Consider the following 25,262-nt stretch of genomic DNA (forward strand, 5'->3'; position numbering starts at 1 on the left):
TGGCCCTTTTTTGTTGTCGTTATTCGTACGTCTCTGTCCCTGCCTGGTATGTCCATGACCACCTCCTCGTCCATCCCATTGCGCCACTCCGTCGCCTCTCATTTCACCCGCCTGCTGGGAGCACTGGCACTGGCTGGCGCACTCGCCGGTTGTGCATCCGGCCCGACAGGCAAGACGGCGGTCCGGCTGGACGACACACCCCGCATCGCCGTCATCTCTGCCTTTGCGCCCGAGCTGACCGTGCTGCTGCCCCAGGTGCAGCAGCCCGCCAAACACAGCATCAACGGCGTGGAGTTCACCACCGGCACGCTAGAAGGCAAGCCCGTGGTGGTGTTCCTGTCGGGCATCAGCATGACTAACGCGGCCATGAACACCCAGCTGGTGCTGGACCGCTTCCACGTGAGCCATGTGGTCTTCAGCGGCATTGCGGGCGGAGTGAACCCTAGCCTGCACATTGGCGACGTGACGGTGCCCGCACAGTGGGGCCAGTACATGGAATGGCTGATGGCGCGTGAAGACAAACCCGGCCAGTACAGCGCCCCCGCGTGGATGAAAAGCGAGCTGACGATGCCCGCCTTCGGCATGATGCACCCGCGCCCGGTGGAGGTGCGATCGGCTGCAAACCCCCAGCTCAGCAAGAAGTTCTGGTTCGAAGCAGACCCGAAGATGCTGGCCACCGCCCGCAGCCTGCAGAACGTGGGCCTGGAACACTGCCTGGCCGCCACCTGCCTGAAACAGCGCCCGCAACTGGTAGTGGGCGGCAACGGCGTGTCGGGCCAGGCCTTTGTGGACAACAACGCCTTCCGCGAATACGCCTTCAAGACCTTCGAGGCCAACGTGCTCGACATGGAAACCGCCGCCACCGCCATGGTGGCGCACAGCAACGGCGTGCCCTACATTGCCTTCCGCTCGCTGAGCGACCTGGCGGGAGGTGGCGAGGGTGAGAACGAAATGGGCACCTTCATGGGCCTGGCGGCGGCCAACTCGGCCAAGGTGTTGCGGGCGTTTCTGGCGGCGTGGAAGTAGATGGCCTCCACCAACGCCCCCGTCCTGAAACTGTCGGGCATCACCAAGCGTTTTGGCAAGCTCGTCGCCAACGACACTATCAGTCTGACCTTGGCACGCGGCGAAGTGCTGGCCCTGCTGGGCGAAAACGGCGCAGGGAAGTCCACACTGATGTCCATCCTGTTCGGGCACTACGTGGCCGACGAAGGCAGCATCGAAGTCTTTGGCCAGCCCCTGCCGCCCGGCCAGCCGCGTGCGGCGCTGGCGGCGGGCATTGGCATGGTGCACCAGCACTTCACGCTGGCCGACAACCTCACGGTGCTGGACAACGTGCTGCTGGGCAGCGAGCCGCTGTGGCAGCCCTTCTCACGCCGCAGCGTGGCGCGCGCCAAGCTGCTGGCGGTGTCGCAGCAGTTTGGCCTGCCAGTGAGCCCCGATGCGAAGGTGGGCAGCCTCTCGGTGGGCGAGCGCCAACGCGTCGAAATCCTGAAGGCGCTCTACCGGGGTGCCCACATCCTCATCCTGGACGAACCCACCGCCGTGCTCACCCCGCAGGAGAGCGAGGCGCTGTTCGACACGCTGGCGCAAATGGTGGCGCAGGGCCTGTCCATCATCTTCATCAGCCACAAGCTGGGCGAGGTGCTGCGTGTATCGCACCGCGTGGCCGTGCTGCGCCAGGGCAAGCTGGTGGCAGAGGCGCCTGCGCAGGGCACCACCCAGGGGCAGCTCGCGCAATGGATGGTGGGCCATGCGATTGAGGCGGCAGAGCGCCGCCCCGCCAAGAATGTGGGCGAGCCCATCTGCACCCTGACCAACGTCAGCACCGGCCCCACGGGGCGCGACCGGCTGAACGGTGTGTCCCTCAGCTTGCGCGCAGGCGAGATCGTGGCGATTGCGGGCGTGAGCGGCAACGGCCAGGTGGCGCTGGCCGATGTCTTGTGCGGCGTGCGCAACGCCACCACCGGCCAGGTCACGCTGCGTGGCGCACCGCTGCAACCACGGCCCGCGTGGCTGGTCGGCCAGGGCGTGGCCCGCATCCCCGAAGACCGCCACGCCGTGGGCGTGGTGGGCGACCTGCCCATGTGGGAGAACGCGGTGGCCGAACGCCTGCGCGGCCCCTGGTTTGCGCACCCGTGGTTCCGCGCCTTCTGGGTCAAACGCCGCGCGGCGCGCCAGCATGCACAGCGTGTGGCCGAGACCTTTGACGTGCGCGGCGGCGGGCCGGACACCCCCGCCCGGTCGCTGTCGGGCGGCAACATGCAAAAGCTCATCCTGGGCCGGGCGCTGATGCCGCCACAGGACGCGGCGGGTAACTCGGCCCCCGCGCCCCAGCTCATCGTGGCCCACCAGCCTACTTGGGGGCTGGATATTGGTGCAGTGATGTTTGTGCAGCAGCAGCTCATCAACGCGCGCGATGCGGGAGCGGCCGTGCTGCTGATCTCGGACGATCTGGACGAAGTGCTGGCACTGGGTGACCGTGTGGCCGTCATGCACGACGGACAACTGAGCGAGGCGCGACGCGCCGAAGATTGGACACGCGAAGCCATCGGCCTGGCCATGGCAGGCGCTGCACATTGAGCGACAACAACAAGAACAACCCAGCATGAGACTCGAAAAACGCAACCACACCTCCCCAGCCGCCTACGTGCTGGCGCCGGTGGGCGCCGTGGTGTTCACACTGATCGTCAGCGCCCTGCTGGTGCTGTGGGCCGGGGCGCCCGTGGGCCAGACCTATGCGCTGCTGCTGCAAGGCGCGTTCGGCTCGGTGTTTGCACTGACCGAAACCCTCACCCGCGCCACGCCACTGATCCTGACTGGACTGGCAGCGGCCGTGGCCTTCCGGGCGCGGCTGTTCAACATTGGGGCCGAGGGGCAGCTTTACGCCGGGGCGCTGGCCGCCGTGGCCGTGGGCGGCATGCACGGGGGCACGGGGCTGGAGTGGTCGCCCTATGTGCTCTTTCCACTGATGATGCTGGCGGCCGCGCTGGCAGGCGCAGCGCTGCTGCTGGGCCCGGCGCTGATGAAGGCGCGGCTGGGCGTGGACGAGGTCGTCACCACACTGCTGCTCAACTTCATCATGCTGCTGCTGGTGTCAGCTCTGCTCGATGGGCCGATGAAAGACCCGCTCTCCATGGGCTGGCCGCAGAGCGTGGCACTGCAGGGCGACCTGGAACTCTCCAAGCTGGTGCCTCAGACGCGGCTGCACACGGGCCTGCTGTGGGCCGTGTCGCTGGCCGTGATGCTGTGGGTGCTGCTGGCACGCACGGTGCCGGGGTTTGACATTCGTGCTGCGGGGGCCAATGCACGCGCTGCTGCCTTTGCGGGCGTGCCTATCACCCGCACGGTGGTGCTGGTCGCCTTGCTCTCCGGCGGGCTCGCAGGCTTGGCCGGCGCCATCGAAGTGGCTGGTCGCACTGGTTATGTGACGCTCGACATGTCGCCCGGCTACGGCTACAGCGGCATCGTGATCGCCATGCTGGCCGGACTGCACCCGCTGGGCGTGATAGCGGCGGGCACCTTTGTGGCGGGCGTGCTGGTGGGGGCTGACAGCATGAGCCGCGCGGTGGGCGTGCCTACCTACATTGCGGATGTGATCGTGGCGACTTCGCTGATTGCGGTGCTGGTGGCCGGGCTGCTGACGCAGTACCGCGTGCGGTGGAAGTGAAGCAGCCATGACAACCCATACACACCACAATTTCAAGCCAAATTGGCCTGTAGCGCTAGTGAATAAAGCGCTAGCAGCTATCGAAATAAAAGCAAAACTCCACGGAGCAGCCGCATGACCGAACTGCTCGACATCCTCGCCAACCCCGCGTTCTGGATTGCCACCCTGCGGGTTGCCACCCCGCTCATCCTGGGCACGCTGGGGGTACTGCTGTGCGAGCGTGCAGGCGTGCTGAACCTGGGCATTGAAGGAATCATGGTGGCCGGGGCCTTCACCGGCTGGCTTACGGTGTATGCGGGCCATGGGCTGTGGACCGGGGTGCTGGTAGCGGCGCTCACGGGTGCGGTGTTTGGGCTGCTGCACGCGTGGCTCACCGTGGGGCTGGCGCTGTCGCAGCATGTGTCGGGCTTGGGCATCACGCTGCTGGCCACGGCGCTGAGCTACTACGGCTACCGCGTGAGCTTTCCCAAAGTGAACACGCCGCCCACCATTGAGCCCTTTGCTCCGATGGAGTGGCTGGGCATTCCTATCCTGTCGGCACAGACCCCACTCACGCTGCTGGCCGTGCTGCTGGTGCCCCTGCTGGCCTGGGTGCTGATGCGCACCCCGCTGGGCCTGGCCGTGCGCATGGTGGGCGAGAACCCGCAGGCGGCCGAGGGCCAGGGCATCTCGGTGGCGGCCATGCGCACCGGCGCCATCGTGGCCGGGTCGGCGCTGATGGGCGTGGCGGGCAGCTTCCTCACCCTGTCGGCGTTCAACGCCTTCTTCTTCAACATGATCAACGGGCGCGGCTGGATCTGCGTGGCGCTGGTGGTGTTTGCCTCGTGGCGGCCTGGCAAGGCGCTGCTGGGTGCGCTGCTGTTTGCCTTTTTTGACGCGCTGCAGCTGCGGCTGCAGCAGGCGGGCGATGCGTGGCTGCCGTACCAGGTGTATCTGATGCTGCCGTACCTGCTGTCCATCCTGGCGCTGGTGCTGGTGGCACGCAAGGCGGCGTATCCGCAGGCGCTGATGAAGCCCTACCGCAAGGGGGAGCGATGAGAAGATGCGAATGAGCCCACCACGCCCGATTCATTCACACCCTCTGGTCGGACCACACCGCAAACTCGTTGCCGCTGGGCTCTGTGAAATGAAAGCGCCGTCCTCCCGGAAAGTCGAACACCGGCTTGACCACATGGCCACCCGCCGCCTCCACCTTGGCCAAGGTGGCTTCAAGGTCAGCGCTGTAGAACACCAGCAAGGCGCCGCCAGTGGCTGGAGTGGAACAAAGGCTGGCGCGGAAGAAGCCGCCGTCCAACCCCTGGCCCGAGAAGGCCGTGTATTCGGGGCCATAGTCCACAAAGGTCCATGCAAAGGCCTTTTCAAAGAACGACTTGGTGGCGGGCACATCGCGCGCGGCAAATTCGACGTAGTTCAACTTTTCATGTGCGTTCATCGGATGACCCTTTCTTCTTGAGACCCCGCAGTGTGCCAGCGCGTCCCGACGAATATCTACACTCCCCCACCATGCTCGACCTGCTCATCACCCACGCCAGCCTGCCCGACGGCCGCCAGAACATGTCCATCGCCGTGCAAGGCGGTCGCATCACCGAAGTGACCGAAGGCCTGCAAGCCCCTGCGCATGAGACGGTGGACGCCGGTGGCCTGCTGGTCAGCCCGCCGTTTGTGGACGCGCATTTCCACATGGATTCGACCCTGAGCTACGGCCAGCCGCGCGTGAACGAGAGCGGCACGCTGCTCGAAGGCATTGCGCTGTGGGGCGAACTCAAGCCCACGCTGACCCACGACGCCATCGTGCAGCGCGCGCTGCAGTACTGCGACATGGCCGTGGCGCGCGGGCTGCTGGCCATCCGCAGCCATGTGGACACCAGCCACCCCAGCCTGCTGCCGGTAGAGGCGCTGCTCCATGTCAAGCAGCGCGTGGCGCCGTACCTGGATTTGCAACTGGTGGCCTTCCCACAAGACGGCGTGCTGCGCGCGCCCGGAGGGCTGGCCAACCTGAAACGCGGGCTGGACATGGGTGTGGACGTGGTGGGCGGCATTCCGCACTTCGAGCGCACCATGGCCCAAGGGGCCGAGAGCGTGAAGATCCTTTGCGAACTGGCGGCCGAACGGGGCAAACGCGTGGACATGCACTGCGACGAATCCGACGACCCGCACTCGCGCCACGTGGAAACCTTGGCGTACGAAACCCAGCGCCTGGGACTGCAGGGCCGCGTGACGGGCTCGCACCTCACCTCCATGCACAGCATGGACAACTACTACGTGAGCAAGCTGATGGCGCTGATGGCCGAGGCAGACCTGGGCGTGGTGGCCAACCCGCTCATCAACATCACGCTGCAAGGCCGCCACGACACCTACCCCAAGCGCCGGGGCATGACCCGCGTGCCCGAGCTGATGGCTGCGGGCCTGACGGTGGCGTTTGGCCACGACTGCGTGCTCGACCCCTGGTACAGCGGCGGCAGCGCCGACATGCTGGAGGCCGCGCACATGGGCCTTCATGTGGGCCAGATGACCAGCCAGGCCGCCATGCGGCAGTGTTTTGATGCGGTGACGGTGAATCCCGCCAAGCTGCTGGGGCTGGAGGGCTACGGTATCGCCCCCGGCTGCCATGCCGACCTGGTTCTGCTGCATGCGCGCAACCCGGTGGACGCCATCCGCCTGCGGGCCACGCGCCTGGGTGTGTGGCGGCGCGGCCAACGGGTGGCCAGCAGCCCGGCGCCCGTGGCGCAGCTGCACCTGCCTGGGCGGCCCGGCAGCGTGGATTTTTCGTCCAACTAGCCTCAAGCGCTAATGGATCATGCCTTGGCAGCTATATATTCGATAGCACACAGTCATCCTGACGTTCAGGCCATGCGCGCAATCGTCTTGCGAAACCGCGCCAGCGCCAGGCTGAACAGCACCGCCCCAATCCCCAGCAGCCACACCAGCGACGGCCACACCACCGCCCAGCCCGCGCCCCGGTAGAGGATGGCCTGGGCCAGCTCGGTGAAGTGCGTGGTGGGCGCCAGGGCCATGCCGTACTGCACCCACAGCGGCATGCTCTCGCGCGGGGTGACGCCGCCCGACAGCATCTGCAGCGGCATCATCACCAGCACCATCAGCAAGCCAAACTGCGGCATGCTGCGCGCCACCGTGGCCATGAAGATGCCCATGGACGTGGTGGCAAACAGATGCAGCGTGGCCCCCAGCAGGAACAGGGGTACCGAGCCTTCGATCGGCACACCAATCGCCCAGCGAATCACCGCCGTGAGCGACACCCAGGTAGCCACCAGCACCACCAGCGCCATGGCCCAGACCTTGGCCAGCATGATCTCGCCGGGGGTGACGGGCATCACCAGCAAATGCTCCACCGTGCCATGCTCGCGTTCGCGGATCAGCGCGGCGCCGGTGAGGATGATGGAGAGCATGGTCACGATGTTGATCAGCTCCATCAGCGAGCCGAACCACGCGGGATTGAGCGCCGGGTTGAAGCGCGAGCGCACCGTCAGCTCGATGGGCTGGGCGGCCACGGCGCGGTCGCGCTGCACAAACTCGGCCACCTCCAGCTGCACGATCTGCTGCACCGCCCCGTTGGCTGCAAACGCTTGCCCCATGCGCGTGGCGTCGATGTTGAGCTGCACCTGCGGCACCCGGCCCGCCAGCACATCGCGCTGGAAATGGGCGGGGATGTGCAGCACCAGCGTGAAGCGGCCAGCGTCCAGCCCCGGGTCCACCTCGCGCATGCTGATCATGGCGGGGCGTGTGAACTGGGGCGCGTAGAACGCGGTGGCGATGCGCTGGGACAGCGCCGAATCGTCCTCGTCCACGATGGCAATGGGCACATGGTGCAGCGTTTCGGGCTGCGCCATGCCCGCCGAATACACCGCCAGCGTGGTCGTGTAGACGATGAGGAACAACATGGCCGGGTCGCGCCACAGGCTCCACAGCTCCTTGATGCCTAACCTGAAAATGTTCGACCAACGACCTCTCAGCGCCATGTCAGGTCTCCTGCTTGCGTAGCAACAGGATGGCGGTGCCAATGATGACAGGCACCGCCACCACCATGGGCCAGAACTCGGCCTGCAGATCCTGCAGGCCCAGCGCCTTGTTGAACACGCCCCGGCTGATGGTGAACATGTGGCTGGCCGGGTAGGCCTCTCCGAACCGGCGCGCAAAGCCCGTCATGGACGAAACGGGGTTGATGAGCCCGGCGAACTGCACGGCCGGAATAATCGTGCCCACCATGGCAAAGAACATCGCCGCAATCTGGCTGCGCGTGACGGTGGATGCTAGGAGGCCCATGCCCGTGGAGCACAGGCTGAACACCACGGCGGCCAATGTCAACGTGGCAAAACTTCCCGTCATCGGCACGCCAAACACCGTCACCGCCGCCAGGCACATCAGGCCAAAATTAAACAGCGCCAGCAGCACATAGGGCAGCTGTTTGCCCAGCATGAATTCGGTGCGCGTGGTGGGCGTGACATACAGGTTGATGATGGAGCCCAGCTCTTTCTCGCGCACCACCGCCAGGGCCGTGAGCATGGCGGGCAGCATGAGCAACAGCAGCGGGATCACGGCAGGCACCATGGACGGCAGGCTGCGCACGTCGGGGTTGTAGCGGTAGCGTGGCTCCACCTCCAGCAGGCCCCGGGGCACGGTGCCTGTGCGGATGCGGCTTTGCTCCACCAGCCACTGCTGGTGCAGGCCCTGGGCGTAGCCGATGACGGTTTCGGCGCGCTGCGGCATGGCGCCGTCCACCCACGCGCCGATCTGCACCGGCTGGCCGCGTGCCACGTCGCGGGCAAAGCCGGGCGGGATCTCCAGCGCCAGCGATATCTCGGCGGAGCGCATGCGTGCATCCAGCTCTGCGTAGGTGGCAATCGGCGGCTGCTCGGTGAAGTAGCGCGAGCCCGCCAGGTTCAGCGTGTAGGCGCGGCTCAGCGCGGTCTGATCGCGGTCCAGCACGGCAAAGCGCAGGTTCTCCACGTCCATGCTGATGCCGTAGCCCATCACGAACATCAGGATCAGCGAGCCCAACAGCGCCATGGCGCCCCGCACCGGGTCGCGGCGCAGCTCCAGCGCTTCGCGCCACTGGGTGCTGTGGATGCGGGCCAGGCTTTGGCGCAGGCGGGTGGGCCAGGTGGGAGTGTTGGGCGCGGACACCGGCAATAGCGCAGTGGGGCCCGAAGCCGCCTCGGACACAGGAGCCTGAGCCGTGCCCGCAGCATCTTCCAGGTATCCGATGAAGGCTTCTTCCAGCGTGGCGGCGCCGCGTTTGGCCACGATGTCCTGCGGCGCAGCGCTCTCCAACACGCGCCCTGCGTGCATCAGCGAGATGCGGTCGCAGCGCTCGGCCTCGTTCATGAAGTGGGTGGAGATGAAGATGGTGACCTTGTCGCGCCGCGCCAGCTCCACCATCAGGCGCCAGAAGTTGTCGCGCGCCATCGGGTCCACGCCCGAGGTGGGCTCGTCCAGAATCAGCAGCTCGGGCTGGTGCACCATGGCCACGGCCAGCGACAGGCGCTGGCGCATGCCCAGGGGCAGCTTCATGGGCAGTACGCCGCGCACGGCCTGCAGGTCAAAGCGCTCCAGCATGGCCGTCACGCGCGCGGGCACCTCGGCCTCGGGCACGTGGAACAGCCGGGCATGCAGCACCAGGTTCTGCTCCACCGACAGCTCGCTGTACAGCGAAAACGCCTGCGACATGTAGCCCACGCGCCGCCGCGTGGCCATGTCCTTGGGGTCCACCGGCTGGCCAAACAGCCAGGCCTGCCCGTCGCTGGCGGGCAGCAGGCCGGTAAGCATCTTCATGGTGGTGGACTTGCCGCAGCCGTTGCTGCCCAGAAAGCCAAAGATCTCGCCGCGCTGGATGCGAAAGCTCACATGGTCCACCGCCACAAAGTCGCCAAAGCGCATGGTGAGGTCGCGCGCCTCGATGGCCACGTTGGTGGCGTCATCTGCCTGCGAGCGGTCCAGCGGCGGAATCTGCACCGCCTGGTGGCCCCGGCGTTTGGCCTCGGGCAGCAGGGCCACAAAGGCCTGCTCCAGCGCACCGTGCCCGGTGCGGGCCATGAGCTCGGCGGGAGTGCCGGTCGCCAGAATGCGGCCTTCGTCCATGGCCACCAGCCATTCAAAACGCTGCGCCTCTTCCATGTAGGCGGTGGCCACGATCACGCTCATGCCGGGTCGCGCGGTGCGGATGCGGCCGACTAAATCCCAGAACTGCGCGCGCGCCAGCGGGTCCACGCCGGTGGTGGGCTCGTCCAGGATGAGCAGGTCGGGGTCGTGGATGAGCGCGCAGCACAAGGCCAGCTTTTGCTTCATGCCGCCCGAGAGCTTGCCCGCAGGCCGCGCCAGAAACGGGTGCAGCCCTGTGCTGCGCGTGAGTTCAACAATGCGGCGCCGCCGCTCGGCTGCGTCGTGCCCGAACAGGCGGCCAAAGAACTGCAGGTTCTCTTCCACCGACAGCGTCGGGTACAGGTTCTTGCCCAGGCCCTGCGGCATGTAGGCGATGCGGGGGCACACCCGGCTGCGGTGGCGGCTTTGGGACATGTCGCCGCCCAACACTTCTACCGTGCCCTGCTGCACTGCACGAGCGCCCGCCACCAGCGCCAGCAGGCTGGACTTGCCCACACCATCCGGCCCGATCAGGCCCACCATGCGCCCCCCGGCCACTTCCAAATCGATGTCTGCGAGCGCCACCGTGCGACCGTAGCGCTGGCCCACGCCACGCAGGCGCGCCACGGGTGCAACGCCGCCAGGGAGATTCACTGGTCGGCCTTGATGGCGAGGTTGGCGGGCCATTCCACGGCGGGGTCCACCCGCAGCCAGGCCACGCCAGGCAGACCGGTCTTGACCTGCTCCTGGTGGCGCAGCAGCAGCGCCTTGTCAATCTGCGCGCGCACGCGGAACATGAGCTTCTGGCGCTCGCTGGCGGTCTCCACCGTCTTGGGCGTGAACTGCGCGGTGCTGGCCACAAACGACACGGTGGCCGGGATCAAAAAGCCCGGTGCGGCATCGAGCACGATGCGCACCTCGCTGCCCAGTGCTACCCGGCCCGCCACGGTCTCAGGCAAAAAGAAGGTCATGTACACATCGCTCAGGTCCACCAGCTGCAGCACGCGCGCACCTGCGCCCACCACCTCGCCGGGCTGCACCACGCGGAATTGCACCCGCCCGTCGCGCGGTGCCTTGAGTTCGCTGTCAGCCAGCTCCACATCAATGCGCGCCAGCGTGGCCTCCAGCGCACGCACATTGGCCTCGGCACTGGTCACCTGCGTGCGCGACGCGCCAATGCCCGCCTGTGCGGCCTTGGCCTGGGCCTTGGCAGCCGTCACAGCGGCTTGCTGGCTGCGTACCTTGGCGCGGTCATCGTCGAGCAACTGGCTGGAGAAAAAGCCTTCGCGCGCCAGCTGCTCAGAGCGCGGCAGGCGGCGGCGGGCAGTGTCGAGGTCGCTCTCGCGCTGGGCCACCACGGCCAAGGCGGCCTGGTAGTCGCTCTCACGCTGGGCCACCTGCACCTGGGCACTGCTGATGGCCAGCTGTGCCTGCTGCAGCCGGGCCACGGCCTCTTCGCGCTGGGCTTGCAGGCTGTCGATCTGCATGCGGGCCAGGGGCTGCCCCGCCTTCACAAAATCGCCCTCGGCCACCAAAACATCGAGCACACGCCCCGCCAGCTTGGTGGCCACGGCAATTTCGGTGGCCTCGATGCGGCCATTGCCGCTCACAAACCCAGGGCCAGGCCCCTTGGGCTGCCAGGGCGCCCACCGCACGACCAGTACGGTGCCCAGCAACAACAGCGCTGCGGCGGCCGCATAAATTTTCCACTTGCTGCCCATGGCTCTGATCCCTTTTGATGCGGAGGCAGGAGCGCATTTTCAGTCACGTCAGCAAAGGCGCCTCACCTCAAAATGCATCGTAAGCGCAGCGCCTTCATGGGCAGCTTGTGGCCAGTCGCCTCACTTGACTTGCATCAATTTGGCTGCAATTGCGTGGGGCTTCCGCCCGCGACACAAGCTAGCCGCTGCAGGTTCTGAGAGGCATTGCGTCGGTTGCCGGAGACTGACCTACCCGCGCCCGTCGAACGCCGACAGGTGGTTGGCCAGATGCATGGCATGCGCTTGCTCGTACTGCGACCGGCTCAGTGCACCGTAGGCAAAGTGGGGCTGCAGCGCACCGGTGTGGACCGCAAAATCCTGCACCGCCTGGCGCAGGCGGGCCATGGCGGCCGAGGCGTCCTTGGTCTGCGCATCGAGCGACGGTGCGCCCGGAATAGGCTCCGCCAGGTTGTGGCTCATGCGTCCCCGCAGGGTAAACACCTTGAACGCCGCAGCCCCCAGGGTGTTCTGGAACAGCGCCGACTTGGGCGATGGAAAGCCCTGCAGCGAATACTCGATGCTCTGTGCGCAATGCACCAGCGTCTGTGCCCAGGTCCAGGCCGTGGCGGGTTCCAGCGCGTGGACGGAAGCTGTGTTCAGCCGCTCGGCCTCGCGCATCGCATCGTGCAGCGTGGCGAACACCAGCCGCCTGTCGTTGTCCGGCTGGTGCAGAAAATACCCGGCAGCACCAGCCGCTGCGAGCGCCACCCCCGTGCCGATGGCCAGAAACACCCTCCGGTCGGGCGCTGCCGACGGCGCAGAGGGCGAGAGGCGGGTGGCCGCGGGGGTAGCGGATTTGGGTGCACCAGGAGGGGGTGGAACTGCCATGGGGTTGTCTGTCCGCATCACCGGGGGTGGTGTGAAAGCTTTGATTGTGCCGGGCCGCGGCTGCCTTGTGCCCCCTGCAGCCATCGCCAGGGTCGGGCAGCCGACACAGCCCGCCATGGCGCACAGCTGCAAGGCCTGGGCGCCTTCCCGGCGCACCGCCGCTCCTAGGCCGCCAGGGTGGTTGGTGCGGCCGGCGCGGGGGTTGCGGTAACGGGGACCAAGGGCGCTGCTGGGGCCACCGTCATCTCCACCCGGTTGCGCCCCCGCTCCTTGGCCAGGTACATGGCCTCGTCCGCACGCTGCAAGGCCGTACCCGCCGACTCGCTGCCCGCGCACAGGGTGACACCAACACTCACCGTGAGCGCAATGCTGCGCTGCTCGGTCACCACAGGGTGTGCTTCCACCATGGCGCGCAAGCGCTCGGCCACCGCAATGGCGCCACCGGCCCCTGCATTGGGCAAGAAGATCGCGAACTCCTCCCCCCCCAGGCGGCCCATCACGTCTTCCTTGCGTAGGCAGCGCTGGGCCAGCATCACAAAATGGCGCAGCACATCGTCGCCCGCACGGTGGCCCCAGCTGTCGTTGACCTTCTTGAAATGGTCCAGGTCCATCACCAGCACGGGCAACGTCGTCTGCGTGCGCTGGGCGTTGCTGATGGCCTTGTCCAACAAGGTCAGAAACGCGCGGCGGTTGAACACATTGGTCAGCGGGTCCACCTCGGCGAGGTGGCGCAGTTCGTTGGTGATGAACTCATTGGTCAGCATCAACGCGCCAAACGCCACCAGCACCAGCGCCATGGTGGACTCCAGCACCACAAACTGCGACAGCGCAGCCACCATGCCCGTTTCGGGTTGCGACGCATCGGCCGGTGCGGCCAGCTTGAACAACAAGGGTCGCACCAGCAAAAACACGCCATGCACACCCACCGTGCCCGCAAACAAATACCGGGCCGGCACCTTGCGAAAGCCACCTTTGGCCATGGTGTGCGCCGCGAACAGAAAGCACGTGCCGGGCACCAGCCCCGACAGCACAAAACGCACCCCCAGATGGGGCTGCACCACGGTGAAATACGCCACCGTTACCAGCAGCAGCACCATGGCAACCGCAGCCATGCCATGCCGCAGCGGCGCTCGTCCCATGTATTCACGCGCGCCCAGCAGGCACAGGTAGGCCGTCAACGCAATAGAGCCCTGCGCCAGCAATACCGAAGGCAACTGCGGGACATGGTCGCGCAACATCAGGTTGGCGCAAAACACGGTGGTGCAAAACAGTGCTAGCGCCCACAAGCGCAGCCCTGGGATGTTCCTGTTGAAGAACCACACGGCAGACAGCACAGTGGTAACCAGCGCTGCAAGAATGGCCGCTACGATAACGAGGGTGGGACTGTGCACTGTGGGAAGGGACGGAGCAATCGGGACTGGCCAGGCAACTTCATCTTGCATGCGTGGCAGCTATGGCAAGCCAGGCAGATGGGGCCCCTCATCAACGTGAACAATGGTAACCGAGAGCATTGACCGCCACGCGACAGTCTGCGGGCAGCAATGCAGTCCTTGAGCCCGCTGCAGGGGTCGCTCCTGCCTCACCTCCTCGCGTGGCGGTTGGGAGCACCTGTTAACCCACCACGTGGCATTCCCGCCGCAGCAGCGCCAGCGCATCGTGCATCTGGTAGTCGCGGTCGCTGGTCAGCGTGGCCTGGGCGTCTTGCACAAAACCAGACCAGAGAGCCAGGTAGTCCTGCTGGAAGGCGGCAGCCGCGTGGCTGCGGATGAAGTCAGACGCCAGCTCGGGTTGCAGGCCAGACTTGCGGATCTTGCGCACCAGGCTGGCGGCGGTTTTCTCGGTGAGCAGCGTCTTCTTGGGCGCACCGGCGGCCAGGCACAGGAAGAGCGTGAGCAGCGAGTGCTCATCGTCGTTGCCCCCGGTCGCCTTGGTCCATGTCTTGGTGGCAGGCTGTGGAGGCTCATCGTCGTCCTCCAGCACATCCAGGCTGCGGTGAAAGCTGTCCACTTCGGCCAGAGGGTCGTCCAGCAGGAAGTAGCGTGCCCTGAAAGCGCCCATGGGGCGCAGCAGGGTGCGCAGCGGCGCAGCGGATTGCAGCAGTTTGGGCAGGTCGGCCAGCACGGTGGCGCATTGGGCTTGCAGCACGTCACGCAGCTCTGCCGGCACGCCGGCGGGCAGGCGCAGCGCCGTCGGCAGTGGTGCCTTCTTTTTGCGCAGTGCAGTCACCAGCTTTTCAAACACCGGGGCGCTGGGCCACTCACTCGCCGCCATGGCCTTGGGGTTCAGCGCCTGCATCAGCAGCCCTGTGCGGATCACGGCCTCGGCGTCGGCCCCGGCGGTTTCCAGCTCTTCGGTGTCCAGGTCGTACTGCGCGGCCAGCCACTCGGCGGCGGCGATGGCCTGGGCGATGTGGCTGCGGCGGGCCAGCTCGGCGCGGTAGTCGGCATGGCTGCGCAGCGACCAGGCAGCCAGCAGTGGGGTTTCGGCATCCGCATAGCCGCCCATGCCGAAGTTGCTGCTCTCGGGCATGGCGATCAGGCGCTTGAGCATGTCCGAGCCGCCTTTGGAGCGCGACAAAAAGGAGTTGTCGCGCAGCGACACCGCCGCCTTGGCCAGATCACCGTCCGTGGTCTCCAGCAGGTAAAGGCTGATCAGGTTGACCATGCGGTCCCGCGCCTTCTCGATCTCCGGGCGCAGAAACTCGCTGCCAAAGTAACGCGCGATCTGCACCATGCCCTTGGGCGCATCGGCATTGATGGCCGCCAGCCGGTCCGCGTCAATCAGGCCGTGCTGCACGCCGTAGACCAGCGCCTTTTCAAAGAAAGGGCGCGCGTCGTGCAGTTGCAGGGCATTGGCAGTAGCGACTGGTGCAGAAATTGAGGAAGGCGTGGGAGGCACGGTCATGTCTGAATCTATCGCGCTTCGCGCTGCTCATGGGCTATGAAACTGGCGCGGCCCATACCAGGACCGCCGCGCAAGGGCCGCCCCGTCGCGCTGGCGGTGTCCCCCTTCCCGAATGGCACAGCCATTCGAGAGAAGGGGGAAGGCGCGAAGCGCCTCAGGGGGTTGTTCACTAAATGGCAGACTCTTCGTCGGAAGCCCGTGCGGCAGGCGTGGCCTTGCCGCGGTCGGTTTCGCTGGTCTCGAACTTCCCATCGTCTTCTTCGGACGTCTCTTCGCCCTCTTCCAGTCCCTGGTCAAACGCGCGGGCCTTGGCACGCAGCACCAGCAGCATCTCGATGAACAGGTCGCGGCACTCATAGCGCAGCAGCCAGGCCATCTGCATCCAGTCGCGGTCGGCCACTTCATCAAGGTCGATGCGCGGCTGCACATAGCCCGAGGCCAGCAGCTCGTCGTCGCTCAGTGTGACGCCGTAGTCTTCGGTGGCGTCAAAGGTGCCGGTGCGGGCAAAAGCCTCGATGCGGCTCCACTTTTCGGCAAAGTAGTTGGCCAGGGCCTCGGCGCCCCCCTCCAGGTCGCCAATCGCGGTGAGGAACTCCACCGGATCGGCATCGTCACGGAACACCACCGCGTTGACCATGTTGCGCAGGTGGGTGTGGGTGAGGTCCTTGTACTGCTTTTCCAGCACCATCGCGCGCGCAAACTGCTCGGGCGTGACCAGCATGTTGACCACCGAAGCCTTGGAGTCGTCGTACTCGCGCATCACGGCCAGGATGTCCTTGGGCGCCAGCTGGTCCAGCACCACCATCAGCGCACCGTCGCCATCGCTGTCGGCCAGTTCGGCCAGCGCCGACTCGGCGCCCACGATGTCACCGGCCGCGATGAGGCTGGTGGTCTTGGTGATCAGGGCCAGGTGTTGGTTGCTGCTGCTCATGGTCGTCATTCCTTGCGCTCAAAGCCCACATCGGCCAGCCAGTTGGCGCTGGACTCTTCGCGCGTACGGCTGTTTTGCGGGTCCACCGCGTCGTCGGCACTCAGGGCGCTGTAGTCATCGTCGTGTTCGGCGGCATCTTCACCATCGTCCTCGGCATCGCTGTCGCCATGCGACGCTGCGGCCGGAGCCAGGCGCGCGTGCTGTTGCAGGTATTCCAGGCCGGCGGCTACCGTCAGAAAGCGTGCGCCCTGGGGCTCGCGCAACACGGTCTGGGCCAGACTCATTGCCCAGGGCTCCAACGCTACGGCATGGGTCAGGCTGTGCCAGTCGGGCAGCTCGTTCACCGGCAAGCCCAGCAGGTGCTCCAGTGCAGCCGGTTTGGTAAAGCGAAAGCCCCGGTGAAAGACCACGGCCACCATTTCGGGGGCCAGTTCCATCATCTGCACCAAAAACGCCATCTCGTTGCGCTTTTCGGCCAGGCGCTTGCGCAGAACGTCGTTGCCCTCGGAGTCGGACACCAAGTCGTCCAGCTCGGCCTGGTAGGCCGAGCGCAGGTCATAAAAATAGGGAGAAAGTTTCACAGGGCGGAAGGATGAGAAAGAATGCGTGCGCTGTAGGCCTGCCAGATCTCCTGGGCGGTCTGCAGCGGGTCGTCCAGCAGATTGCGGCGGCGGTTGTCGTCATAGGCCTGGCGGGCGTCGTCGTCCGACAGCACCTCATAGGCCTTTTGCACCTCGGCAAAGCGCTGTGCGGCGTCGGGCGCCGTGTTGCGGTCGGGGTGGTAGAACGAGGCCTTCTGGCGAAAAGCCTTCTTGATGTCTGCCAGCGATGCGTTGGCCGCCAGCCCAAGGGCTGCGTAGTGGTCAGCAGTCATGAAACAGTCAGTCCGTCCGTCAAAGCCAGGGGCGCCATCCACGGCACCCTCTTCAGCACCTGTGTCGGCGCCTGCGCGCGCACATCAACCACCCAGGCTCACAAACACGTTTTGCACGTCGTCGTTCGAATCGATGGCGGCCAGGAAGTTCTCAACCTCCTCCAGCTGCTCAGCCGTGAGGTTGGCGGGGTTCACCGGGTTCTTGGGCTTGTACCCCAGCTTGGCGGACAGCACCGTGAAGCCGTGGGCGGGCAACGCGCGGCTGACAAGGTCAAGGTCGGTGGGGTCGGTCCAGAAGGTGGTGGTGCCCTCTTCGTCGCCCGCTTCAAAGTCCTGCGCACCGGCCTCGATGGCGGCCAGTTCGGGGTCAGCGTCGGGGGTGGCGGGCTCGGCTTCGATCATGCCGACATGGTTGAAGTCCCAGGCCACCGAGCCCGAGGTGCCCAGCTGGCCCTTGCGGAACAGCACGCGCATCTCGGGGGCCGTGCGGTTCACGTTGTCGGTCAGGCATTCAACCATCACAGCCACCTGATGGGGGGCAAAACCTTCGTAGATCACGCGTTCGTAGTTCACCGCGTCCGCGCCGGTGCCCGAGCCCTTCTTGATGGCACGCTCCAGCGTGTCCTTGGGCATGGAGGCCTTGCGAGCTTGCTCCACCACAAGGCGCAGGCGGGCATTACTGGCCGGGTCGGCACCGCCGCGCGCAGCCACGGTGATTTCCTTGACCAGCTTGCCAAACAGCTTGCCCTTGGCGTCGGCCACCTGTGCCTTGCCTTTTGCTTTCCACTGCGCGCCCATGATGGATCTCTTTTCCTTGATGTGAATGCGGCGCGCTGGGGCGCCGTGTGTGGGAGTTGCTGCAGCCATGCAGGAGCCGCCGGGAGGAAATACGCCTCCCGAACAGCCCCCAGAGGATGGGAGTGCAACTTCAGACCGAACCCTATAGGGTACCACTGACCACCAAGGACACTATCGTTGCCCTTCCGCCACGCTCTCTATCAGCCGCACGCAGCGGTGCAGTTAACCTCGGCGACATGCGCAAAGCTCCTTCTTTTGACCCCTGCCCGGTGCACTGATGCTCAACACCCTTTGGCTGGGCTTTTTCCTCACGGCGGCCATCGCGGCCCTGGCCCAATGGCTGGTGGGGGGCAACGCCCAGATTTTTGCGGCCATGGTCGAAGCGCTGTTTGCCATGGCCAAACTGTCGGTCGAGGTGATGGTGCTGTTGTTTGGCACCCTCACGCTGTGGCTGGGCTTTTTGCGGATTGCCGAGAGGGCGGGCCTGGTCGATGCCCTGGCCCGGTGGCTGGCCCCGCTGTTCCTGCGCCTGATGCCGGGTGTGCCCCGGGGCCACCCTGCCCTGGGCCTGATGACGCTGAACTTTGCCGCCAACGCCCTCGGGCTGGACAACGCGGCCACGCCCATGGGCCTGAAGGCCATGAAGGCCCTGCAGGAGCTAAACCCCGAGCCCGACACCGCCACCAACGCGCAGATCCTGTTCCTGGTGCTCAACGCCTCGTCGCTCACGCTGCTGCCGGTGACCATCTTCATGTACCGCATGCAGCAGGGTGCGCCCGACCCGACGCTGGTCTTCCTGCCCATCCTGCTGGCCACGTCTGCCTCCACCCTGGTGGGGCTGCTGAGCGTGGCCGTGGTGCAGCGCCTGCCGCTGTGGAGCCCCGTGGTGCTGGCCTACCTGCTGCCCGTGGCGCTGGTGCTGGGCGGCTTCATGGCGCTGCTCACCACGCTCAGCGCTGCGGCCCTGGCGTCGCTGTCGTCGCTGCTGGGCAACCTCACGCTGTTTGCGCTGGTCGTGCTGTTTGTGGCGCTGGGCGCGTGGCGCAAGGTGCCGGTGTACGAGGCTTTTATCGAGGGGGCGCGCGAGGGCTTTGACGTGGCCAAGGGCCTGCTGCCCTATCTGGTGGCCATGCTCTGCGCCGTGGGCGTGTTCCGGGCCTCGGGCGCGCTGGGCTATGTGCTGGATGGCATCCGCTGGTGCGTGACCACGCTGGGCGCCGACGCCCGGTTTGTGGACGCGCTGCCCACCGCCCTGGTCAAGCCGTTCTCGGGCAGCGCGGCGCGCGCCATGCTGATTGAGACCATGCAGACCCAGGGCGTAGACAGCTTCGCCGCCCTGGCCGCCGCCACCATCCAGGGCAGCACCGAAACCACGTTCTACGTGCTGGCCGTGTACTTTGGGGCCGTGGGCATTCAGCGCGCCCGGCACGCCGTGGGCTGCGCCTTGCTGGCCGAGCTGGCGGGGGTAGTGGCCGCCATTGTGGTGTGCTACCGGTTTTTTGGATAGTTTTGGCTGATAGCGCTAGTGCAATATGCCCTAGCAGCTATCAATTAAGTAGCAATCAGGGCATCAACCGCCAGCGGGCCCTGGCGCCGCCACCAGCTCCCACTCAGCCAGCTGCTCGTTGGTGGCAATCAGCCGTCCGACCAGCAGCTTGATGAAGGCCTTGTCAAAGCGCGACTGCAAATCCTCCGACGCCTCGCGCAGCGCGGGGTTGCGCACCTTGAGCACCAGCACCTCGGTCTCGGCCACGGCGGTGGCGGTGCGGATGCGGTTGTCGGGGCGCAGGTAGGTCATCTCGCCCAAGGTCACGCCGGGGCCCAGCGTGCTGAGGTTCCAGCCCTGGCGGCTGACGGCCACCTGGCCTTCGATGAGGATGCAGAACGAGTCGCCGGGCGTGTTCTCGCGCATCAGCACGGTGCCCTGCTCCAGCCGGCGCCAGCTGCCCAGGCGCATCAGCTCCCACAGCGCCACGTCGTGAAAGTCGGCAAAAAACGGCAGCGCCCGCAGGCGTGCAAAGCGCTCGGCCTCGGTGTCCTGCGACTTCTGGCGGGGCAGGCCCCGATGCGCCGCCAGCAGCGCCTGGGCAAAGTCGGCCCAGGTGGCAAAGCGGTCGACGGGCTGCTTGGCCAGCGCACGCAGCAGCACCTCGTCCACATGCGCAGGCAACGACGCCCGCAGCAGGCTGGGCCGGGTGGGCGTCTCGTTGCTGATCTTGTAGAGCGTGGCGAAGTCGGTGTCGCCATCAAACGGGCGGCGGCCGGTGAGCAGCTCGTACACCACCACGGCCAGCGAAAACATGTCGCTGTGGTGGGTGAGGTCCTGCTCACGCACCTGTTCGGGCGACATGTACGAGGGCGACCCCACCAGGCCGGACAACTGCGTAGCATCACTGCGCAACGACAGGGCGGCGCCAAAGTCGGTCAGTTTCACATCGCCGCCGCGCGCCAGCATCAGGTTGGCGGGCTTGATGTCGCGGTGCACCAGGCCCTCGCGGTAGGCGTATTCGAGCGCGTTGCAGCACTTGAAGGCAATGTCCAGCACCTGGGGCACGGGCAGCAAGGTGTCGGGCGTTGCAAAGTCGGACAGCGGCTGGCCGTCCACGTATTCGAGCACCAGATAGGGCGGCAGCGCTTCTTCGTCCGCATCCAGCAGGCGCACGATGTTGGGGTGGCGCAGGCGGCCCGACAGCGCTGCCTCGTTGCGCAGCAGCTTGCGGTAGCGCTCGGCCTGCTCGGGCACCTTCAGCAGGTGCGCGTGGGTCTGCTTGATGGCCACCTTGCGGCCCCGGAAGCCGTCGAGCCCCAGGTACACGATGCCACTGGCGCCCCGCCCCAGTTCACGCTCGATGCGGTACTTGCCGATGTTGGCGGGCGGTGCAGAGGTGGCAGTGGCCATGGCGGGGCTCCCGGTCAGGGTGGGCAATTCAGGTGGGGTCAGGCTCCGGCCAGCGCCTGCTCAAAGTCGGCCAGCAGGTCTTCCGCCTCTTCCAGACCCACCGACAGGCGGATCATGCTGTCGGCAATGCCCATGGTGGCGCGCACGGCGGGGCCGGCCTCCCAGAAGATGGTGTGCGCCACCGGGATGATCAGCGTGCGCGTGTCAGCCAGCCCCGTGGCCTTGATGGGCAACTGCAGGCGGTTGCACACGGCCAGGCACTGGTCGGGGTCGCGCAGCTCGAACGACAGCAGCCACGAGCCAGCCTTGAGGTGCTTGCGCGCAAACGCGTGCTGCGGGTGCGAGGGCAGCATGGGGTACAGCACGCGCGAGACGGACGGGTGCGCCTCCAGCCGCTGCGCCAGCGCCAGGGCGGTGGCACTGGTGCGGTCCATGCGCAGCGACAAAGTCTCCGCGCCCAGGGCCAGCTGGTGGGCGGCGTGGGACGACAGCGTGCCGCCCATGTCGCGCAGGCCCTTTTTGCGCAGCTGCTGCAGGCCCCAGCCCTTCGCGTCGCCCTTGCGGTAAGCCGCAAAGATGTTGGGGTAGCCGGACCAGTCGTACAGGCCCGTGTCGGTGATGGCGCCGCCCAGCGCATCGCCCTGCCCGCCAATGCTCTTGGTGAGCGAGTTGACCACCAGCCCCGCGCCCACCGTGGCTGCGCGGAACAGGTAGGGCGATGCCACCGTGTTGTCTACCACGTAGAGCGCGCCATGCGCCTTGCACAGCGCGCCAATGCCTTCCAGGTCGGGGATCTGCGTGCCGGGGTTGGCAATGGTTTCGACAAACACCATGCGGGTGTTGGGGCGCAGCGCGGCAGCCACGTTGGCCGCGTCGGTCACGTCCACCGTGGTCACTTCAATGCCCAGGTCGGCCAACGTGCCGAACACGCTGTTGGTGTTGCCAAACACGAACTGGCTGGCCACCAGATGGTCGCCCGCCTTGAGCAGGGTGAGGAACACCGCGCAGATGCCCGCCATGCCGGTGGAGAACACGATGGAGCCATGCCCGCGCTCCATCTGCGTGATCTTGGCCTCCAGCGCCGCCGTGGTGGGCGTGCCCTGGCGCGCGTAGTTGAAGCCGCCCTTGGCGGTGCCCTGGAAGACGGCGATCAGGTCCTCGACCTTCTCATAGCCGTACTGCACCGAGGTGTGGATGGGCTTGTGGATGGCCCCGTGCTCGGCGCCGCCCAGGCGGTCGGCGTGCACGATCTGGGTGGTGAAACTGTGGTTCTGCGTTGTCGTCATAAAAATCTGCGCTGTTTCTGCGTGGCTACTTACAAGACGGGGCGATCACTACTGGCGCGCCCTGATGCCAGTGCACCCGTGGAACTGGCTTTGCCAGGCCACCGGGTGCGTCCCCCTCCGGGGGAAGGCGCGCAGCGCCTCAGGGGGCTACCGCTCCGGTGCGATGTGTTCAGCGTAATCGTACAAGGCGCCCAGGATGTCCTGCGTCCGCTCATCGTCGGCGGTCTCCGAGAGTTCGTCGATTTCGGTGAACAGCTGCTCTACCGTGCGCGCCCCGCCCTGCCCGTCGAACAGGCAGGCGGCGCGGTGCGCCTCCCAGCGTTCCTGCTCCTCGGGCGACAGCGTCTGCGGAAAGTTGCGCGCCCGATAGCGCCACAGCAGCTCGGCCAGGCGCGGGTCATCAAAGTTCGCACGCGCCTTGGCCAGTCGGTCGCCGCTCAGGGTGCGCAGGTCGTTCAGCAGGCGCCGGTCGTTGTTGCCTACAAAACCGCCGTACAGGTCCTGGTCCACATCCGGTGCCGGCTCTTGCGGGCGGGCAAACACCGCCGGCCAGATGCCGCTCATGTCGGGCAGCGCGCGCGCAACCTCGGCGTGCTGTGCGGCCTGGGCCAGGTCGATGCCCCAGCGCTGCGCCAGCGCGGGCGTGAGCGTGTTCACATTGCCCACCACCATGGGCGACTTGTTCAGGTGGATGGTCTTGATGGGCAGGCGCGTGACGCCCTCGGGCAGCGCGTCGGCCTTGCTGAACATGCGCAGGCGGATGTCCTCCACATTCAGCGTGGCCAGCTCGCGTGGGTCGTGGGCCAGGTCCCAGGCGATCAGCTCGTTCTTGTTGGTGGGGTGGCTGGCCAGCGGCCACATCACAGCCAGGCAGCCGCGCTCGGTGGGGAACATGCCCGACACATGCAAGAACGCGCGCGCCGTGGCCGTGGTGGCGGGCAGCCGCAGTTCGGCGGCCACGCGGTCCTTCTTGTGCAGGCTCAGCGCAAAGTCAAACAGCTTGGTGTTGTGCTGGCGGATCAGCCGTGCCAGCGCAATGGTGGCGCGCACGTCCGACAGCGCATCGTGCGCGGCATCATGCTGCAAACCATTGGCCTTGGACAGGTGCTCCAGCTTGAAGCTGGGCGTCACGCCGTCTTCCTTCTTGGGCCAGGTGATGCCGTCGGGTCGCAGCGCATAGGTCATGCGCACCACGTCCAGCAGGTCCCAGCGGCCGCACTGGTTTTGCCACTCGCGCGCATAGGGGTCGATGAGGTTGCGCCAGAACATGAAGCGCGTGATCTCGTCGTCAAACCGGATGGTGTTGTAGCCCACGCCAATCGTGCCGGGCTGCGCAAACTCGGACTCGATGCGCGCGGCAAACTGGTGCTCGGGCACGCCCTGCTCCAGGCACTGCTGGGGCGTGATGCCGGTGATGAGGCACGACACCGGGTCGGGCAGATAGTCGTTGGCGGGCTGGCAATACAGCATCAGCGGCTCGCCGATTTCGTTCAGCTCGGCATCGGTGCGGATGGCCGCGAACTGCGCAGGCCGGTCGCGGCGCGTGTTGGCGCCAAAGGTTTCGTAGTCGTGCCAGAGAAAGGTGTGGGGCGCCATGGTCGGTAGGCTAACAGGGGGCTGCAGGCGGAGGCTCGCGCACGGCGGGCGGGGCGCAAGGCGATCAAGCCGTCACTGTAACCGCATTTTTCAGTGTTTTTGGCCGCAAGCGCTAGTGGAACATGCGCAAGCAGCTATCAAAAACATAGTAAGCATATTCACCATACGGACTGATGCACATTCGCCCCCTGTACGCGGACTGGCACGCGGGACAATGGCGCATGCCCAGTTTCATTGCTTCCCCTCGCCCCGTGGGGCGCGCCACCGCCCTGCCCCTCGCTGCCCAGCGCGCCCACGCCCCCGCAGGCGTTGCCGGGGTGGCCCTGGCAGCCGCCCTCGCCCTCGCGGGCTGCGCGTCAGCCCCCAGCTCCACCCCTACGCCCGCAGCAAAACCCGTGGCGGCGGCCCCAGCACAGACAGCTTCGCCCACCCCAGCCGCCACACAGCCGCAGGCCAGCCCCGATCCCGATGCCGACCACACCGCCGGCTTTGCCCAATGGCTGACCACCTTTTCGGCCCAGGCGCTGGAGGCGGGCATTCGTCCCGCCACCGTGCGCGACGTGCTGGGCAAGGCGCAGTGGCTGCCCCGCGTGGTCGAGCTGGACCGCGCCCAGCCCGAGTTCACCCGCACCCCATGGGCGTACCTCGACAGCGCCGTCTCGCCCCAGCGCATCGCCCAGGGCCAAGCGCAATTGGCGGCGCACAGCACCGCCCTGCAGGCGGCAGCCGCCCGCTACGGCGTGCCGGCCAGCGTCATCACCGCCATCTGGGGCATGGAGAGCAACTACGGCAGCAACTTTGGCACCTTCCGCACAGTGGATGCACTGGCCACCCTGGCGTATGAAGGCCGCCGCCGCGCCTGGGCGCAGACCGAGCTGCTGGCAGCGTTGCGCATCATCGACCAGGGCGACATCGCCGCCGACCGCATGATCGGATCGTGGGCCGGGGCCATGGGGCACACCCAGTTCCTGCCCTCGGTGTTCCTGGCCTACGCTGTGGATGCCGACGGCGACGGGCACCGCGACATCTGGGGCAGCGTACCGGATGTGACGGCTTCCACCGCACATTTCCTTGCCCGGTCGGGCTGGAAGTCTGGCGAGCCATGGGGAGCCGAAGTGCAGTTGCCCCCCACGTTCGACCACGCCCGCGCCGACCCCGCCGTGCGCCAGACCACGGCCCAGTGGGAGTCCGAAGGGGTGCGGTCCATCGACAGGGCGCCGCTGCCCGATATGGCCGGGGCCTCCATCGTCACCCCTGCGGGTGCACGGGGCCCGGCGTTTCTGGTGGGCAACAACTTTCGCACCATCCTGCGCTACAACAACTCGGTCAACTACGCGCTGGGCGTGGCCCTGCTCGCGCGCCAGATCGACGGCGGCGGCCCGGTGGCCACCCCGTGGCCCCGCCACATCGAGCCGCTGTCGCGTGCACAGTTGCAAACGCTGCAAGAAGCCCTGAACCGCAAAGGCTTTGCCGCAGGCACCCCCGACGGCGTGATGGGCCCCGCCACCCGCGCAGGCCTGCGCGGCTACCAGCGCAGCCTGGGCACTGTGGCCGACGGGTATCCGACGCTGGAGCTGCTGCAGAAGCTGCAGGCGCCCTGAAGGCCGCACGGCACCTGCA

21 protein-coding genes are annotated in these 25,262 nt (G+C 66.7%); 7 read left to right on the forward strand and 14 right to left on the reverse strand.

Annotation, left to right across the window (positions count from 1 at the left end; genetic code table 11):
* The first annotated feature begins 54 nt into the window (after positions 1-54).
* From C8C96_RS16785 to C8C96_RS16800, 4 genes are all read left to right on the forward strand, one after another.
* Entirely contained in the window at positions 55-1,026 is a 972-nt protein-coding gene (locus C8C96_RS16785; RefSeq protein ID WP_121944057.1) for a 5'-methylthioadenosine/S-adenosylhomocysteine nucleosidase, read from the forward strand.
* Positions 1,027-2,583, forward strand: a complete 1,557-nt coding sequence (locus tag C8C96_RS16790) for an ABC transporter ATP-binding protein (protein WP_121943037.1) — start codon at positions 1,027-1,029, stop codon at positions 2,581-2,583.
* A 25-nt stretch (positions 2,584-2,608) separates the two neighbouring features.
* Complete coding sequence (locus C8C96_RS16795) at positions 2,609-3,670, forward strand: ABC transporter permease (protein ID WP_121943038.1); 1,062 nt, start codon at positions 2,609-2,611, stop codon at positions 3,668-3,670.
* 114 nt (positions 3,671-3,784) lie between these two features.
* The gene (locus C8C96_RS16800; protein WP_121943039.1) at positions 3,785-4,708 is read left to right on the forward strand and encodes an ABC transporter permease; all 924 of its coding nucleotides are present in this window, start codon (positions 3,785-3,787) and stop codon (positions 4,706-4,708) included.
* 34 nt (positions 4,709-4,742) lie between these two features.
* Here C8C96_RS16800 and C8C96_RS16805 read toward each other — a convergent pair whose 3' ends face one another.
* Positions 4,743-5,102 carry a VOC family protein gene (locus C8C96_RS16805; RefSeq protein WP_056746067.1) on the reverse strand — a complete coding sequence of 120 codons (360 nt, stop codon included), beginning with the start codon at positions 5,100-5,102 and terminating at the stop codon, positions 4,743-4,745.
* Between the two features lie 71 nt (positions 5,103-5,173).
* On the opposite strand from C8C96_RS16805, the gene C8C96_RS16810 reads away from it, so the two are divergent.
* Positions 5,174-6,448 carry an amidohydrolase family protein gene (locus C8C96_RS16810; RefSeq protein ID WP_121943040.1) on the forward strand — a complete coding sequence of 425 codons (1,275 nt, stop codon included), beginning with the start codon at positions 5,174-5,176 and terminating at the stop codon, positions 6,446-6,448.
* A 65-nt stretch (positions 6,449-6,513) separates the two neighbouring features.
* Here C8C96_RS16810 and C8C96_RS16815 read toward each other — a convergent pair whose 3' ends face one another.
* From C8C96_RS16815 to C8C96_RS16865, 10 genes are all read right to left on the reverse strand, one after another.
* The gene (locus C8C96_RS16815) at positions 6,514-7,647 is read right to left on the reverse strand and encodes an ABC transporter permease (RefSeq protein ID WP_116749727.1); all 1,134 of its coding nucleotides are present in this window, start codon (positions 7,645-7,647) and stop codon (positions 6,514-6,516) included.
* A gap of 1 nt (position 7,648) precedes the next feature.
* Positions 7,649-10,453 carry a ribosome-associated ATPase/putative transporter RbbA gene (rbbA, locus tag C8C96_RS16820; protein WP_121943041.1) on the reverse strand — a complete coding sequence of 935 codons (2,805 nt, stop codon included), beginning with the start codon at positions 10,451-10,453 and terminating at the stop codon, positions 7,649-7,651.
* Positions 10,417-11,487 carry an HlyD family secretion protein gene (locus tag C8C96_RS16825; RefSeq protein ID WP_121943042.1) on the reverse strand — a complete coding sequence of 357 codons (1,071 nt, stop codon included), beginning with the start codon at positions 11,485-11,487 and terminating at the stop codon, positions 10,417-10,419. Before C8C96_RS16825 ends, rbbA begins: the two co-directional genes overlap by 37 nt.
* Positions 11,488-11,715: 228 nt before the next feature.
* Positions 11,716-12,354 carry a DUF1569 domain-containing protein gene (locus tag C8C96_RS16830; protein WP_233584259.1) on the reverse strand — a complete coding sequence of 213 codons (639 nt, stop codon included), beginning with the start codon at positions 12,352-12,354 and terminating at the stop codon, positions 11,716-11,718.
* A 164-nt stretch (positions 12,355-12,518) separates the two neighbouring features.
* Positions 12,519-13,610, reverse strand: a complete 1,092-nt coding sequence (locus C8C96_RS16835; protein ID WP_233584260.1) for a GGDEF domain-containing protein — start codon at positions 13,608-13,610, stop codon at positions 12,519-12,521.
* A gap of 355 nt (positions 13,611-13,965) precedes the next feature.
* Positions 13,966-15,258: a hypothetical protein gene (locus tag C8C96_RS16840; RefSeq protein WP_121943043.1), complete on the reverse strand. Its 1,293-nt coding sequence runs from the start codon at positions 15,256-15,258 to the stop codon at positions 13,966-13,968.
* A 169-nt stretch (positions 15,259-15,427) separates the two neighbouring features.
* On the reverse strand, positions 15,428-16,189 hold the full coding sequence (locus C8C96_RS16850) for a hypothetical protein (RefSeq protein WP_056746672.1): 762 nt from the start codon (positions 16,187-16,189) through the stop codon (positions 15,428-15,430).
* Positions 16,190-16,194: 5 nt separating this feature from the next.
* Complete coding sequence (locus C8C96_RS16855; protein ID WP_056746082.1) at positions 16,195-16,770, reverse strand: hypothetical protein; 576 nt, start codon at positions 16,768-16,770, stop codon at positions 16,195-16,197.
* Positions 16,767-17,063 (reverse strand): DnaJ domain-containing protein, encoded by a 297-nt coding sequence (locus tag C8C96_RS16860; RefSeq protein ID WP_015014301.1) that lies wholly within the window; start codon positions 17,061-17,063, stop codon positions 16,767-16,769. The genes C8C96_RS16855 and C8C96_RS16860 overlap by 4 nt, the downstream gene beginning before the upstream one ends.
* Before the next feature lie 84 nt (positions 17,064-17,147).
* Entirely contained in the window at positions 17,148-17,861 is a 714-nt protein-coding gene (locus tag C8C96_RS16865; RefSeq protein ID WP_056062254.1) for a YebC/PmpR family DNA-binding transcriptional regulator, read from the reverse strand.
* 277 nt (positions 17,862-18,138) lie between these two features.
* On the opposite strand from C8C96_RS16865, the gene C8C96_RS16870 reads away from it, so the two are divergent.
* Positions 18,139-19,368 (forward strand): nucleoside recognition domain-containing protein, encoded by a 1,230-nt coding sequence (locus C8C96_RS16870; protein ID WP_099730105.1) that lies wholly within the window; start codon positions 18,139-18,141, stop codon positions 19,366-19,368.
* Positions 19,369-19,431: 63 nt separating this feature from the next.
* Here C8C96_RS16870 and C8C96_RS16875 read toward each other — a convergent pair whose 3' ends face one another.
* The 3 genes from C8C96_RS16875 to sbcB all read right to left on the reverse strand — a co-directional run bounded on the left by C8C96_RS16875 (position 19,432) and on the right by sbcB (position 23,642).
* Entirely contained in the window at positions 19,432-20,760 is a 1,329-nt protein-coding gene (locus C8C96_RS16875; RefSeq protein ID WP_121944059.1) for a protein kinase, read from the reverse strand.
* 38 nt (positions 20,761-20,798) lie between these two features.
* Complete coding sequence (locus C8C96_RS16880; RefSeq protein WP_121943045.1) at positions 20,799-22,046, reverse strand: cystathionine gamma-synthase family protein; 1,248 nt, start codon at positions 22,044-22,046, stop codon at positions 20,799-20,801.
* Positions 22,047-22,193: 147 nt separating this feature from the next.
* Positions 22,194-23,642: an exodeoxyribonuclease I gene (gene sbcB / locus C8C96_RS16885; RefSeq protein WP_108499143.1), complete on the reverse strand. Its 1,449-nt coding sequence runs from the start codon at positions 23,640-23,642 to the stop codon at positions 22,194-22,196.
* A gap of 221 nt (positions 23,643-23,863) precedes the next feature.
* Here sbcB and C8C96_RS16890 point away from each other — a divergent pair, with 221 nt between their 5' ends.
* The gene (locus tag C8C96_RS16890; protein ID WP_233584336.1) at positions 23,864-25,243 is read left to right on the forward strand and encodes a lytic murein transglycosylase; all 1,380 of its coding nucleotides are present in this window, start codon (positions 23,864-23,866) and stop codon (positions 25,241-25,243) included.
* Positions 25,244-25,262: the final 19 nt, after the last annotated feature.

The organism is Acidovorax sp. 100 (assembly GCF_003688355.1).
Classification (GTDB): Bacteria; Pseudomonadota; Gammaproteobacteria; order Burkholderiales; family Burkholderiaceae_C; genus Acidovorax; species Acidovorax delafieldii.